Source organism: Escherichia sp. E4930, assembly GCF_005845405.1.
GTDB lineage: Bacteria > Pseudomonadota > Gammaproteobacteria > Enterobacterales > Enterobacteriaceae > Escherichia.
The window spans coordinates 175838-190212 of record NZ_VCDZ01000007.1; the positions used below are offsets into that span (position 1 = coordinate 175838).

The window sequence follows — 14375 nt, forward strand, 5'->3', positions numbered from 1 at the left end:
TTATTAATACCCTTTAATCATTTTGAGCAGATACTGACCATAAGCATTTTTCTTCAACGGTTCGGCTAATACTTTCACCTGCTCAGCATCAATAAATCCTTTACGATAAGCAATCTCTTCCGGGCAAGAAACTTTCAACCCTTGACGCTCTTCAATTGTTGCAATGAAGTTACTTGCTTCAATAAGGCTTTGATGAGTTCCTGTATCCAGCCATGCATAACCACGCCCCATCATAGCGACAGACAAACGTCCTTGTTCCATATAAATACGGTTAATATCGGTAATTTCCAGTTCGCCACGGGCAGAAGGCTTAAGGTTTTTCGCCATTTCCACAACGTCATTGTCATAGAAATAAAGCCCAGTTACCGCATAGTTACTTTTTGGTTCCAGCGGTTTTTCTTCCAGGCTAATTGCCGTACCGTTATTATCAAACTCCACGACACCATAACGTTCAGGATCATTAACGTGATAAGCAAATACCGTTGCACCGCTTTCTTTGTTAACCGCAGCGTCCATTAATTTCGGCAAGTCGTGTCCATAGAAGATATTATCGCCAAGCACGAGTGCACAATCATCGCCACCAATAAAGTCTTCACCAATGATAAACGCTTGCGCCAGGCCATCCGGACTCGGTTGTACTTTATACTGTAGATTAAGCCCCCACTGGCTCCCGTCCCCCAACAATTGTTGGAAACGCGGTGTATCCTGTGGCGTACTGATAATAAGAATATCGCGAATACCCGCTAACATAAGTGTTGAAAGCGGATAATAAATCATCGGTTTATCATAAATCGGCAGCAGTTGTTTACTTACTGCCATCGTCACAGGATAAAGACGAGTGCCGGAACCACCAGCCAGAATAATACCTTTACGCGTTTTCATTTCACCATTCCTTTTAATTCATCCCGCTCTGGCATCATGAGCGAGATGCAAAAATTTGTTAAATTGCCGTAGTCGTAAATAATTCGTTGAGCATTCGTTTCACGCCCACCTGCCAGTCAGGCAAGACAAGCGCAAAGTTCTGCTGAAACTTTTCTGTATTGAGGCGAGAGTTATGGGGTCGACGGGCTGGTGTGGGATAGGCCGTTGTTGGCACGGCGTTAAGTTTGTTAAGAGCAAGGTTAATCCCTGCTTTGCGCGCTTCTTCAAATACCAGAGCGGCATAATCGTGCCAGGTTGTTGTGCCGCCAGCAACCAGATGGTACAAACCAGCAACTTCTGGTTTGTCTACTGCTACGCGAATGGCATGAGCGGTGCAATCAGCCAGCAATTCGGCACCTGTTGGTGCGCCAAACTGATCGTTTATCACAGCCAGTTCTTCGCGCTCTTTTGCCAGACGCAACATTGTTTTGGCGAAGTTATTTCCTTTACCTGCATATACCCAGCTGGTACGGAAAATAATATGCTTCGCGCAATATTTCTGTAACGCTTTTTCTCCGGCTAGTTTAGTTTCACCATAAACATTCAATGGTGCTGTTGCATCTGTCTCCTGCCACGGTATTTCACCGGTCCCCGGAAATACGTAGTCAGTAGAGTAGTGAATAACCCAGGCGCCGACTTCATTGGCTGCTTTTGCAATCGCTTCGACACTTGTCGCGTTAAGTAATTGTGCAAATTCCGGTTCTGATTCCGCTTTGTCTACTGCAGTGTGAGCAGCCGCATTAACAATAACATCAGGGCGAATTTTTTTGACAGTTTCAGCTACACCTTCGGGATTACTAAAATCACCACAATAATCAGTGGAGTGAACATCAAGAGCAATCAGATTACCCAGCGGTGCCAGAGCACGCTGTAGTTCCCAACCTACCTGCCCTGTTTTGCCGAATAGGAGGATATTCATTACTGGCGGCCCTCATAGTTCTGTTCAATCCACGATTGATAGGCGCCACTTTTCACATTATCAACCCATTTTGTATTGGACAGGTACCATTCCACCGTCTTTCGAATCCCGCTCTCAAACGTTTCTTGCGGTTTCCAGCCCAATTCACGGCTAATTTTATCGGCATCGATCGCATAACGGCGATCATGCCCTGGGCGATCAGCAACATAAGTAATTTGCTCACGATAAGATTTCTCTTTCGGGACTATCTCATCCAACAAATCACAAATAGTCAGCACAACATCGATGTTTTTCTTTTCGTTGTGTCCGCCAATGTTATAGGTTTCACCCGCTTGACCTTCAGTAACTACGGTATATAACGCACGAGCATGATCCTCTACATACAACCAGTCGCGGATCTGATCTCCTTTACCATAAATAGGTAATGCCTTACCTTCCAGTGCATTAAGAATAACCAGTGGAATAAGCTTTTCCGGGAAATGATAAGGACCATAGTTGTTCGAGCAATTAGTCACAATTGTCGGTAAACCATATGTACGTTTCCATGCGCGAACCAAATGATCGCTTGACGCTTTAGAAGCAGAATATGGGCTACTTGGCGCGTATGCTGTCGTTTCCGTAAATAACGGCAATGTTTCATTGCTATTTACTTCATCCGGATGGGGTAAGTCACCATACACTTCATCAGTAGAAATATGATGAAAGCGGAAGTTTTTTTTCTTTTCATCGTCCAGACCAGACCAATAATTGCGCGCTGCTTCTAAAAGTACGTAAGTACCCACAATATTAGTTTCAATGAATGCCGCCGGGCCAGTTATTGAGCGGTCAACGTGGCTCTCAGCCGCCAGGTGCATCACCGCATCTGGCTGGTGTTGTGAAAAAATACGAGCCATCGCTGCGGCATCACAGATATCTGCATGCTCAAATGAATAACGTTCAGAATCAGAAATTTCAGCGAGCGATTCCAGATTTCCGGCGTATGTTAATTTATCGACATTAACAACACTATCTTGCGTATTATTTATTATGTGACGAACAACAGCAGAACCAATAAATCCTGCGCCACCAGTAACAAGTATCTTCACTTTTTTATTCCATATAGCCAGAGAGCATGCTGTGAAATAGACTGCTCCAGATTTGATTAATAGATGCATTAATGCACGCTACCGCCCCTGGCTTAACAGCTACCAGAGCACTGCGTACATTTCCACGATGTGACGAGCGTAACCCACTCGTGCCAAATCCGAAAAATTCAAACGCTAATTGTCTTACCAAACAGCTGTAGAAACAAGGAAAATCCTGGAAAAATTTGAACTATAATTGCAAGCTAACATGCTGTTTTTATTATATTTATAAAAACGACAACGGCAGTGAGATTCAATGAGCAAAACTTATGCTATGAATCTTCACTGCCGTTTTTAATTTCTTACTGACCGACACTTCCAGTCAGGAATTTGTTACTCGCTTAACAACTTCTCAATGCCTTTGCGGAACTTAGCGCCTTCCTTCAGGTTACGCAGTCCATACTTCACAAACGCTTGCATATAACCCATTTTCTTACCACAGTCGTAACTGTCCCCAGTCATCAGCATTGCGTCAACAGCTTGTTTTTTTGCCAACTCAGCAATGGCATCAGTCAACTGAATACGTCCCCATGCTCCAGGTTGAGTACGCTCCAGTTCAGGCCAAATATCGGCAGAAAGCACATAACGCCCTACAGCCATGATGTCTGAGTCCAGGGTCTGCGGCTGATCCGGTTTTTCGATAAATTCAACAATGCGGCTGACTTTGCCTTCGCGATCAAGCGGATCTTTGGTCTGGATGACGGAGTATTCAGAGAGATCGCCCGGCATGCGTTTTGCCAGAACCTGGCTGCGGCCTGTTTCATTGAAACGCGCAATCATTGCGGCCAGATTGTAACGCAGCGGATCGGCACTGGCGTCGTCGATAACAACATCCGGCAGCACCACGACAAACGGGTTATCGCCAATGGCTGGTCTGGCGCACAAAATGGAGTGGCCCAGACCTAAAGGTTCCCCCTGACGCACGTTCATAATGGTCACACCTGGCGGGCAGATAGATTGTACTTCCGCCAGCAGCTGGCGCTTCACGCGCAGTTCAAGGAGAGATTCTAATTCATAAGATGTATCGAAGTGATTTTCGACTGCGTTCTTGGACGCATGAGTTACCAGGAGGATTTCTTTGATCCCTGCAGCCACAATCTCGTCAACAATGTACTGAATCATTGGCTTGTCGACGATCGGTAGCATCTCTTTAGGAATCGCCTTAGTTGCAGGCAACATATGCATCCCAAGACCCGCTACAGGAATAACTGCTTTTAAATTCGTCATTATTTCATCCACCTGTAAAATGGTTGCTGAATTATAGCTTGTTCGATTTTTTTCGCCAGCATCAATTCCCCTGAATTGATTACTGATTTACTTCCGATGTTACGCCGCTTCGCTCAAGATTGCAGTAGCGTTATTCCTAAGTATGGCTCTATTTTTCCAGGAATGGTCGCAAATCTACCTGCCCCGTTCCGGCAGCTTAAAGTTAATATTTTCCACATTAACGACATGGTGATTAATCCTGTCGATATCGACTGAACTTTGTCCTTTTTCATTCACCGCATGAACATTTACCAGCGACAGTAGCGTCTCGTTCTTTGCCATAAAGACACCACGAACGTCCTTTCGCAGGTCGAAATTCATGGTCAATGCCGGACCCGCAGTGGATTCTTGCATTACGTTGATATTACGCATAAAAATGTGTTGCGGCTTGTTGTGAAGCTCCAGCGAAGCACGCTTCATTTTAATGTTGGTCAACGCCACGAATGAAACGGCATTCCCTGCGGAAATTTGGATTCCGCGCAATTTCCAGGCAAGGTTAGTGTTATCAAGATGAATATTATTCAATCTGAAGTTTTGTGGTATTGAGAGATACTTACCTTTAATGACTCCGTAACCGATTAACATTCCGGCACTATTGGTCATTTTTATATTGTCAATAACAAAGTTATCACATCCATATATCGCTACCGTGGCGTTATCAATACCCGCTTTCTTGCTGAAAGCTGGCGTAATATTATGAGCCTTGATATTACGAATGATGAAGTGTTTGCCGTTCTCAACATGAATCAGTTGCCGACAATCCGATCCCGTGATATTCGCCACGACAAAGTTTTTAACCGACTGGTCTTCCGGGTAGTTATTATCGTAAGTACTTCCTGCCAGTCCTATGCCAATACCCCAGTTGATTTTGCCATTAGTACAGTTGATGCGCTCGATGACATGGTCGGATATCAAAATATCACTGTCGTTAATTGCCACGTTCCATTCAATGGCGTCGCCCTGTAAGTCGCTGAACTTACAATTGGTGATGTTGGCACCGATAATCTGATTATGAAATCCCTGGCGTAAAATGGCGTAATTAGCGTGGCTAACAGTCAGGTTATCGATAGTCAGGTTGCGCATGACACGTTTATTTTTGCCGCCGATATAAATCTGCGTTACCGGGCCAAAACCGCTCATCGCCAACCCTTTGATGATGCAGTCAGAACCGCGCACATCCAGGGTGATGTTATGTATACTGCCACCCTCATCCCCTGTCACCTGACTGCCGTCCTGTAAGACAAATCGCCCTCTGCCATTGCCGCACAGGCTACCGAGGATGTGTAACGTTTTGCCGGGAGGAATGAAGATGCCGGTGTTGATATTGTCACAAACCAATCCGGCAGGCACGACGACCGTTTGCCCTTCGCTGAAGGCTTGTTTAAATGAGGCGATCCAGTCGTGTGGGTTGTAGTCGTTAATGTTAACGCTTTGTCGGGCGGGAAGTGCGCGGGCGAAGGGGGTATGGAGGAAGGCAAGCGCGGAGCTTGCTGTCAGGAAGGTGCGTCGGGAGAGTTTTTTAAATGACATGCGTTCTCCTCTATAAAGCTTGCAACAAGCTGGCGAGTTCTCGGTTAATCACCTGCTGGTTAAAATCGTGTTCGACTTTTTCGCGCGCGCGTTTGACGACCGGAGCCAGTTCGTCGGTGTCCAGTTGGCTAAACGCAGTCAGACGTTGCGCCAGTGCACTGGCATCGTTCTCAGGTACCAGCCAGCCGGATTTATCGGCCTCTACCAGTTCCGGAATTCCGCTATGCAGAGTAGAAACCACCGGAATGCCGACCGCCATCGCCTCCATCAGCGCCACCGGAATGCCTTCCATATCGCCATCCGCACCCGTTACCGATGGCAACAGGAAAACATCCGCGTCGTCGAGCATCGCTTTCACTTCGTGGCTCGGTTTAAAGCCCGGCATCACTACCACATCTTCCAGTTGATATTGTTCGATGAGGGTACGCAGCCGTCGTTCCCACGGGCCAATGCCGAGGATGCGATAGCGAAATGCCACGCCCTGCTCTTTCAACTGACGGCAGGCTTCGATCGCCACATGCAGGCCTTTTTTCTCGGTTAAGCGTGCGACGGAAATAATCTCCAGCGGTGTTGCGGGCGCTTTCACGGGACGCGGGCTAAAGCGCGTCATGTCCACGCCCATACGCGATACGGCGATTTTTTCCCTCGGGCAGCCCATTTTTTGCAGCCTTCCAGCCCACAGATCGCTTATCGGTAGCATCAGGTCGCCGCGGCGAAACAGTTGTTGATATTCGGGAGTGTAGTGGTTGAGCACTTCCCGACTGGAAATATCAATGCCGTGGAAAATAGTGGCAATTTTGCCGCGAATGACACCCAGTTCGCGTAGTTTTGCTGCGGTTACCCCCGCAGGGCCAAAATGAGCGATAAAGACATCAGCATGAAACGGTGTTGCGACCTGGCCGCAAATGGCAGACAAAATCAGGTTTCGTGACTCTGCACCATAGCGTTTGAGGTTGAGCGCCTGCCAGGTATTTTTACGATGAATGCCGCGTAAGGTCTGGCTGGCGCGGTGGCGCAGTTTCGCAACTTTGCCTTGTGGTTCGTCCTGTAACCAGCGGGTTCTGGCGGCAAGGTTGTATTTCGTCCATGCCGCGTGGGTATTCTGGGTGTCGCCTTTTTGCAGCGCGACAATCTCCACCTCAAAGCCCATATCAATAAACGCGGTAATTTGGTTGAGGACGAAGGTTTCCGACGACAGCGGAAATTTCAGTAAAAAGAAGCCGACCTTCATTTCACCTCCCCGATGCGCTCAAGCACAGACTGCACCATCTGCATTCCCGTCTGACGTTCTCGACTGACGGCTTCGCTAAGTCGTTCGTTCAGCGCCGGAAGCTGGCCTAAGGTATCCGCAACCATCGCTTGCAGGCTGCCGTCCAGTAAATGACGGATATCAATCGCCATCTCTGGCAGCCCCAGCTGCTGCATAATCCCGGCGGATTTATGTTCATAGTTGATGGCAATTGCCGGAGTAGCAAAATTCATCGAGATAATGGCGGAGTGCAGGCGCGTACCGACGGTGAGTTCACAGGCACCCAGAATTTTGCCCATTTCCAGATCGTTGAGTTCATCCATCACTACGTGATAACGGGCAGGATCGCTGATGTGCTGGCGCAGATTGAGCGCCACCATGCGGTCGTCTTTGTTATAGCTGTCGATACCCGTACAGGTGGAGAGCGCAATGACCTGATACCCTTCGTCGAGAATGCGATTGACCACCCCGGCAAAAGCTTTTTCATACGCTTGTTGAGTGGTGCCGAGACGTTTGTCGAACGGTGCCAGTTCGCGCAGGGTAATTGCTACCGTTTTCTGTTGTGCGGCAACGTCCAGCCAGTGTTGAACGGCATAGCTGGCGGTGAAATCTTCTGTGTGGTGATCAACCAGCCACGCGGTATCAACGCCATGTTCCACTTTTGCGGTAGTGATATTGCTGCGTTTCATCAGATCGAGACTGACCGATTCGCGCAGGATCAGCGCGTCGCAGTGACCAAAAACATAGTTCGCCAGTTGGTTAAATTGCTCATCCTGGAAGGGGCCGACGCTGTGACCAATCATAAACAGCGGCTTTTTCGCCATAAACGTGCAAAGTGCGTGTTCAAACTGCGGCACGCCGTAGAGATCGACAAAAAACGATCCGCCGACCTGAATAATGGCGTCGTAACCTGACAGCAGGCGCACGAAGTCGGTGAATCCCTGGGCGATGGCGATATTACGCAGCTGGCCAGTGTCGGTGACGCGTGAGAGCAATACCTGATGCTGGTAGCGGCGACGGAGGACTTTTTTAACGCGCCCGACAACGCCCGCCGCGCTGTTGTGTTGTTTCATTTGCAGGAACAGCGGATCACCCATTACCGGGCGGTTGAGCAGCCAGGAAGAACTGACCGGATAGCGGCTCATCACGTCCACTTCGGCGTGTGGATTGAGGATGTTGATGGCATCAAGTAAGCCGCGCAAGATGGCGCTGTCACCGCGATTGCCGCAAGTGTGGTTGCCCAGAATAAGTAATTTCATTTTTTCCTCATAAATTTGATGCCAGGTGAGGCTGTGTTTGTTGTGTTCGTTGCCGCTTTTTGCCTGATGCGACGCTGACGCGTCTTATCAGACCTACAGGTCCCGAGCACAGAACCGTAGGCCGGATAAGGCGTTCACGCCGCATCCGGCAACCGTTGCCGGAACCGAAAACAACCATTCACCCCGCCCGTAAAAGCATTTTCATTTTTTCGCTGCGACAAAACTGACGCTTCACTTCCACCACCAGCGGATGGCGCGACAGCACAATCATCACCACAAACGCCAGCACGCCTGCGGCTATTTGCACCGCCAGCAGCATCCCCAGAGCCAGTTGCCCTTTCAGCAATACGCCCAGCGCATAACTGACCACCAGCGTCGGCAGCGAGAGATAAAACGGTAGCCATAAACTCAGGATGTACTGGCGATAACTGGAACCGAGCATCGGTTTAATCATCACGAAGTAACTCAGAATGGTGTTGATAATCTGCACCAGCAGGAAACCGAGCGTGACGCCGATTGCACCCGCCATCTGCCCACCAATAACAATCGCCGGAATAAACAGAAATGTTTTGAATACGTTGAATTTAAAGCTGATATCGACCCGCGCTTTCGCCATCAGCAGCGAACCAATCGGGTTACCCACCGAACGCAGCAGCCCCACAATACACAGCAATTGCAGCACCGGAATAATACTGTTCCACTTTTCGCCAAAGACCAGCGGTACAAAGTTATTCGACACCACCATCAGCCCCAGCAGCGCCGGAAAGTTGATAATCCCCACCACCGACAGCAACTTGTAGAAGTTCACGCGCAGCTTTTCGGTGTCGTCCTGAATTTTAGCAAACGCAGGAAACAACACGCGGGTGATGATGGGGTTCAGCTTCATCGGTGGCACAACGGCCACGTTGTACGCCAGGTTGTATCCCCCTGCCACGCCCGCGCCGAGAATACGCGCCAGCACCAGCGTTGAAAGGTTGGTGTTGAGATAGTTGATGATGCTGTCCGCCGTCAGCCAGGCACCAAAGCGTAAGTTTGGTGCCACCGACGCCAGCGAGAAATGCAGACCGGGGCGATAAATTTTTCGACCAAAGTAGCCAAATAGCAACGTTCTTACCGCACTATTGACCAGATAACCGAGGATCGCGGTCATCGCCAGCGGCCAGAAATGGGCGCTAACCACTGTAAAAGTGAAACCCGCCAGCACCGCGCTGGTTTCGATCATGCCGATTTTGTTGAACTCCAACTCCTTCTGCATCAACGCGCGGAACTGCTGCCCGTGGGGGATCACCACAAACGCCAGCGACAATGTTTTAATCAACGGCGCCAGATCCGGGTTATTCAGCACGTCGCCGATGACATCACTCAACAGAAACACCGCCACGCACACCACGATCCCCAGCCCGACGTTCAGCCAGTACAGCGTGGTGAGTTCCAGGTGACTGATTTCTTTTCGCTGAATAATCGAGTTAGCGATACCGAAGTCAGAAAGCGTATCTGCCAGCGCAATAATCACCAGCGACACAGTCAGTAGGCCGAACTGGTGGTTGTCGATAATCCGCGCCAGCACGGTCATCTGCACCAACCCGAGGCCGATGATGATTACCGTGGCAATCGCCGACCACTTCGCGCCGCTGATGGTTTTTTCACGTAAGCTCATATCAATATGCCGCTTTGTTAACGAAGCCTTTGAATACCGTCAGGAAAACGATTTTGATATCGAACCAGACGCTCCATTCGCGGATGTACTCAAGGTCGAACTCGACGCGTTTTTCCATTTTCTCCAGCGTGTCGGTTTCGCCGCGCCAGCCATTAATCTGCGCCCAGCCAGTAATGCCCGGTTTCACTTTGTGGCGCAGCATGTAGCCTTCAATGAGCTGGCGATATTGTTCGTTATGCGCCACCGCGTGTGGACGTGGACCCACAATCGACATCCCGCCGGTCAGCACATTGATAAACTGCGGCAATTCGTCCAGCGAGGTGCGGCGCAGAAAGTTCCCCACTTTAGTAACGCGCGGATCGTTCTGCGTCGCCTGAGTCACCACTTTGTCGTTCTCCATCACTTTCATGGAACGGAACTTCCATACTTTGATCGGCTTGCCATCCATGCCGTAGCGAGTCTGGCGGAAAATAACCGGCCCTGGTGAACTGAGTTTTACCGCCAGCGCAATACAGCACAGCACCGGGGAGATCAGCAGCAAGATCAGCGTCGCCAGCACAATATCTTCCGCACGTTTTAGCAGGCGGTTAACCCCGGAAAGCGGCGTGTCGTAAAGCGGCACCACCGGAACGCCGTTCATCTCTTCGATACGGGAATGAAGAATATTGAAGGTAAAAACATCGGGGATCAGCAGCACCGAACAGGTGGTATCCGCCAGTTGATGGACCAGTTTTTTCACGCGCGCGCCGTCGCACATTTGCATCGCGATATAGATGTTATGAATCTTGCCCGCTTTCGCATCCTCGACCAGCTGTTGCAGATTGCCCGCCCAGTCGTTAGAAACGCCGCCCGGTTTCGGGTCGTGGTAAACGCCCACCACTTCAAACCCTAACCACGGCTGATTACGGAAGCTCTCCATCAGCATTTGTCCGGCGGCTAAATCCCCCGCCACCGCGACCATACGCTTGTTATAGCCATGATTACGCAGCCAGCCCGCTCCAATGCGAATACACGAACGGCAAACCACCAGTCCGATACTGGTCAGCGCATACCACGCCAGCCAGATTTTCAGTTGCGTGTCAAAATCATTATTGAACGCCACCAGTCCGGCGCTGAAAATCACGCTTAACGTCCAGTTTTGTAGCAACAAGGCAAATTCTGTCGCTGCCCGAACACCGCGCCATGAGCGATAAAAATCGGTGATGCCGCCCAGCATCTGGAACACCACCAGCGTAATCAGCGCCACCAACAGGTGCATATAGAGGAATGACAGTCCGCTGACTTCGCAAACCAGCCATAGCCCGGCAAACATGATGGTGATATCTGAAAAGCGTTGCACCATAGAGATTAACGATGCATTGGTTTTCGCTCGCTCGCGCTTTTTTAGATTTGTCATCGTTGTTCCTGTTATTAGCCCCTTACCCGCAATGGGGTAAGGGAAGATCCGACATTACTCGTTCAGCAACGTCAGCAGAGTTCGCGTTCGCGCTTCCATCAGCGGCACATCACCGCGCGATTCCACATTCAGGCGCACCACCGGTTCGGTGTTGGAGGAGCGCAGGTTAAAGCGCCAGTCGGCAAAGGTCATGCTGATGCCATCGGTGCGATCCACCGCCAGCGCCTCGCGGCTAAAATGCTGTTCGACGCGGTTAATCGCCTCAACGGGTTGCACCAGTTTGCTGTTGATCTCACCGCTTGCCGGGAACGCCGCCATCCGGTCGCGCACCAGTTCGCCCAGCGTTTTTCCTTTCAGGCACACCAGTTCAGCGACCAGCAGCCACGGGATCATGCCGCTGTCGCAGTAAGCGAAATCACGGAAGTAGTGGTGGGCGCTCATTTCACCACCGTAGATGGCGTCTTCCTTGCGCATACGTTCTTTAATAAAGGCGTGTCCGGTTTTCGACATCACCGGCGTGCCGCCTGCGGCAGTCACCACATCAACGGTGTTCCAGGAAAGACGCGGATCGTGGATGATCTTCGCGCCGGGATTTTTTTCGAGGAACGCTTCTGCCAGCAGGCCGACAATGTAGTAGCCCTCGATAAACTGCCCTTTTTCGTCAAACAGGAAACAGCGGTCAAAATCGCCATCAAAGGCAATGCCCATATCCGCGCCGTGTTTGATGACCGCATTGCGGGTGTCATCGCGACATTCCGGCAGCAACGGGTTAGGAATACCGTTGGGGAAATTGCCGTCCGGCGTGTTATGCACTTTGATTAACTCCACCGGTGCGCCGAGGGCTTTAAAGCGGGCTTCGATGGCGTCCACCACCGGACCCGCTGCGCCATTCCCGGAGTTAATCACCAGCTTGAGCGGCGTAAGGTTTTTGACGTTGATATAACCGAACAGGTGATCAACGTAAGCGTCACGCAGATTGATTTGCTGATAGCGACCGCGTTTGGTTTCATCGACGGGAGGAAAGTCGTTGGCTTCTGCCAGACGCTGGACATCGCGCAGTCCGGTATCGCCGCTGATCGGGCGAGCCCCTTCGCGCACCAGTTTCATGCCGTTGTAATCCATCGGATTATGGCTGGCAGTAACTTCGATGCCGCCATCCACGCCGAGATGGAACGTGGCGAAATAGATCTCTTCGGTGCCGGACATACCGATATCCAGCACATCGACGCCCGCATCCTGTAAACCTTTTGCCAGCGCCAGTTTTAAGGTTTCGCTGGTGAGGCGGATATCACCGCCTAACACAATGGTTTTCGGTTTAAGAAATTCGCCATAGGCGCGACCAATGCGCCAGGCAATATCTTCATTCAGTTCTTCGCCTAATTTTCCGCGAATATCATAGGCTTTAAAGCAGGTTAATTTTTTCATATCGTTACCCTTTTTCAGGCAATAGTTGGCCCTGACCGAAGCGGCCAATTTTGTTTTTGTCGTTATTTACATCGCGGTTTCGCATTCATTGCCTGATGCGACGCTGCCGCGTCTTATCAGGCCTACAAACCCGAACCGTAGGTCGGATAAGGCGCTTACGCCGCATCCGACAAACTGCGCCTGATGCGACGTTTACACCCGTCCGTAGCGATCCGCGAAGCGCACCACATCATCCTCTTCGAGATAAGAGCCGGAGCGCACTTCAATTAAATCGAGCGGAATTTTCCCCGGGTTTTCCAGGCAGTGCGTCGCCCCCAGCGGAATATAAATGGACTCGTTTTCACCAAGCAGTTTGATATCACCGTCAATGGTGACTTTTGCCGTTCCCGCGACCACCACCCAGTGTTCCGCGCGGTGATGATGCATCTGTACCGACAAGCCTTCGCCCGGTTTCACGGTGATGCGTTTCACCTGGTAGCGATCGCCCGCGTCGATAGAGTCATATTTGCCCCACGGGCGATACACTTCGCGATGCACCCGATGCTCATGGCGACCATCGGCTTTGATCTGCTCGACCACTTTTTTCACATCCTGCACCGCGTTACGGTCGGCAATCAGCACCGCATCTTTGGTCTGCACCACTACCAGATCTTTCACCCCGACGGTGGTGACCAGGCCAGATTCGGCATACACATAGCTGTTTTCGGTTTTGTGATTAATCACATCGCCGTGGCAAACGTTGCCCTCGGCGGTGTGGGCGCTGATCTCCCATAATGAAGACCAGGAACCAACATCGCTCCAGCCCGCATCCATCGGCACCACAACAGCATCTGCCGTGCGTTCCATGACTGCGTAATCCACCGACTCTTCCGGGCAGGCGAGAAACGCTTCTTCATCCACACGAATAAAATCAAGATCCGGATCGACGGCGCTCATCGCTTTTTCACAGGCATCGAGAATATCCGGGCGATATTTTTTCAGTTCTTCGAGATAGCGTCCGGCGCGGAACAGGAACATGCCGCTGTTCCAGTAATATTCGCCGCTTGCCACATAGGCCTGCGCGGTTTCCAGATTTGGTTTTTCGACAAACTGCGCCACTTCAAAGGCCACCGTATCCTGCTCGCCCGCAGATACTTCACCGCGACGAATATAGCCATATCCGGTTTCTGGTAGATCCGGCACAATGCCGAAAGTCACCAGTTTGCCCGCTTCGGCATACGGCATGGCGTTATGCACGGCGGCGCGAAAAGCATCTTCATCGGCAATCACATGATCCGCCGCCAGCACCAGCATTAATGGGTCGCTCTCCGGACTATGACGTGTTGCCGCCAGCGCCGCCAGCGCAATGGCAGGTGCAGTGTTACGCCCTGCCGGTTCGAGAATAATGTTCTCGGTGAGTTTGTTCAGTTGGCGCAGCTGTTCCGCGACAATAAAGCGGTGCTGCTCATTGCAAATCACCACCGGGCTTTCGCACTCCACGCCTTTCAGGCGGCAGATGGTGGTTTGCAGCATGGTGAGATCGCCTTTCAGGCATAAAAACTGCTTGGGGTAAAGTACGCGGGAAAGCGGCCATAAGCGGCTACCGGAGCCACCTGCCATCACAACTGGATAGAGTTTCGACTGCGCCAT

The 14375-nt window shown here is 50.7% G+C and carries 11 protein-coding genes; all 11 read right to left on the reverse strand.

Translation table 11 applies throughout. From position 1 onward, the window contains the following. Positions 1-3: 3 nt before the first annotated feature. The 11 genes from rfbA to cpsB all read right to left on the reverse strand — a co-directional run bounded on the left by rfbA (position 4) and on the right by cpsB (position 14375). Complete coding sequence (gene rfbA, locus FFT88_RS11185) at positions 4-882, reverse strand: glucose-1-phosphate thymidylyltransferase RfbA (protein ID WP_105280193.1); 879 nt, start codon at positions 880-882, stop codon at positions 4-6. Positions 883-940: 58 nt separating this feature from the next. Next, positions 941-1840 carry a dTDP-4-dehydrorhamnose reductase gene (gene rfbD / locus FFT88_RS11190; protein WP_135405005.1) on the reverse strand — a complete coding sequence of 300 codons (900 nt, stop codon included), beginning with the start codon at positions 1838-1840 and terminating at the stop codon, positions 941-943. Next, complete coding sequence (rfbB, locus tag FFT88_RS11195) at positions 1840-2925, reverse strand: dTDP-glucose 4,6-dehydratase (RefSeq protein WP_135405003.1); 1086 nt, start codon at positions 2923-2925, stop codon at positions 1840-1842. Before rfbB ends, rfbD begins: the two co-directional genes overlap by 1 nt. A 372-nt stretch (positions 2926-3297) precedes the next feature. Then, on the reverse strand, positions 3298-4191 hold the full coding sequence (galF, locus tag FFT88_RS11200) for a UTP--glucose-1-phosphate uridylyltransferase GalF (RefSeq protein WP_000183029.1): 894 nt from the start codon (positions 4189-4191) through the stop codon (positions 3298-3300). A gap of 174 nt (positions 4192-4365) precedes the next feature. Beyond that, positions 4366-5760: a colanic acid biosynthesis protein WcaM gene (gene wcaM / locus FFT88_RS11205; RefSeq protein ID WP_135405000.1), complete on the reverse strand. Its 1395-nt coding sequence runs from the start codon at positions 5758-5760 to the stop codon at positions 4366-4368. A 10-nt stretch (positions 5761-5770) separates the two neighbouring features. Further along, on the reverse strand, positions 5771-6991 hold the full coding sequence (wcaL, locus tag FFT88_RS11210) for a colanic acid biosynthesis glycosyltransferase WcaL (protein ID WP_135404998.1): 1221 nt from the start codon (positions 6989-6991) through the stop codon (positions 5771-5773). Next, a complete protein-coding gene (gene wcaK / locus FFT88_RS11215) occupies positions 6988-8268 on the reverse strand; it encodes a colanic acid biosynthesis pyruvyl transferase WcaK (RefSeq protein WP_135404996.1) in 1281 nt (426 codons plus the stop codon). The genes wcaL and wcaK overlap by 4 nt, the downstream gene beginning before the upstream one ends. A 178-nt stretch (positions 8269-8446) precedes the next feature. Next, positions 8447-9925 carry a colanic acid undecaprenyl disphosphate flippase WzxC gene (wzxC, locus tag FFT88_RS11220; RefSeq protein ID WP_135404994.1) on the reverse strand — a complete coding sequence of 493 codons (1479 nt, stop codon included), beginning with the start codon at positions 9923-9925 and terminating at the stop codon, positions 8447-8449. Between the two features lies 1 nt (position 9926). Beyond that, a complete protein-coding gene (gene wcaJ / locus FFT88_RS11225; RefSeq protein ID WP_135404992.1) occupies positions 9927-11321 on the reverse strand; it encodes an undecaprenyl-phosphate glucose phosphotransferase in 1395 nt (464 codons plus the stop codon). A 54-nt stretch (positions 11322-11375) separates the two neighbouring features. Next, positions 11376-12746, reverse strand: coding sequence for a colanic acid biosynthesis phosphomannomutase CpsG (cpsG, locus tag FFT88_RS11230; RefSeq protein WP_135404990.1), 1371 nt, complete (start codon positions 12744-12746; stop codon positions 11376-11378). Positions 12747-12938: 192 nt separating this feature from the next. Continuing rightward, positions 12939-14375, reverse strand: a complete 1437-nt coding sequence (gene cpsB, locus FFT88_RS11235; protein WP_135404988.1) for a mannose-1-phosphate guanyltransferase — start codon at positions 14373-14375, stop codon at positions 12939-12941.

Excerpts from the sequence above, each read along its gene's own strand:
- rfbA (WP_105280193.1), bottom strand. The coding sequence starts at position 882 with ATGAAAACGCGTAAAGGTATTATTCTGGCTGGTGGTTCCGGCACTCGT.
- galF (WP_000183029.1), bottom strand. The coding sequence starts at position 4,191 with ATGACGAATTTAAAAGCAGTTATTCCTGTAGCGGGTCTTGGGATGCAT.
- wcaL (WP_135404998.1), bottom strand. The coding sequence starts at position 6,991 with ATGAAGGTCGGCTTCTTTTTACTGAAATTTCCGCTGTCGTCGGAAACC.
- cpsB (WP_135404988.1), bottom strand. The coding sequence starts at position 14,375 with ATGGCGCAGTCGAAACTCTATCCAGTTGTGATGGCAGGTGGCTCCGGT.
- wzxC (WP_135404994.1), bottom strand. The coding sequence starts at position 9,925 with ATGAGCTTACGTGAAAAAACCATCAGCGGCGCGAAGTGGTCGGCGATT.
- wcaJ (WP_135404992.1), bottom strand. The coding sequence starts at position 11,321 with ATGACAAATCTAAAAAAGCGCGAGCGAGCGAAAACCAATGCATCGTTA.
- wcaM (WP_135405000.1), bottom strand. The coding sequence starts at position 5,760 with ATGTCATTTAAAAAACTCTCCCGACGCACCTTCCTGACAGCAAGCTCC.
- rfbD (WP_135405005.1), bottom strand. The coding sequence starts at position 1,840 with ATGAATATCCTCCTATTCGGCAAAACAGGGCAGGTAGGTTGGGAACTA.
- cpsG (WP_135404990.1), bottom strand. The coding sequence starts at position 12,746 with ATGAAAAAATTAACCTGCTTTAAAGCCTATGATATTCGCGGAAAATTA.
- wcaK (WP_135404996.1), bottom strand. The coding sequence starts at position 8,268 with ATGAAATTACTTATTCTGGGCAACCACACTTGCGGCAATCGCGGTGAC.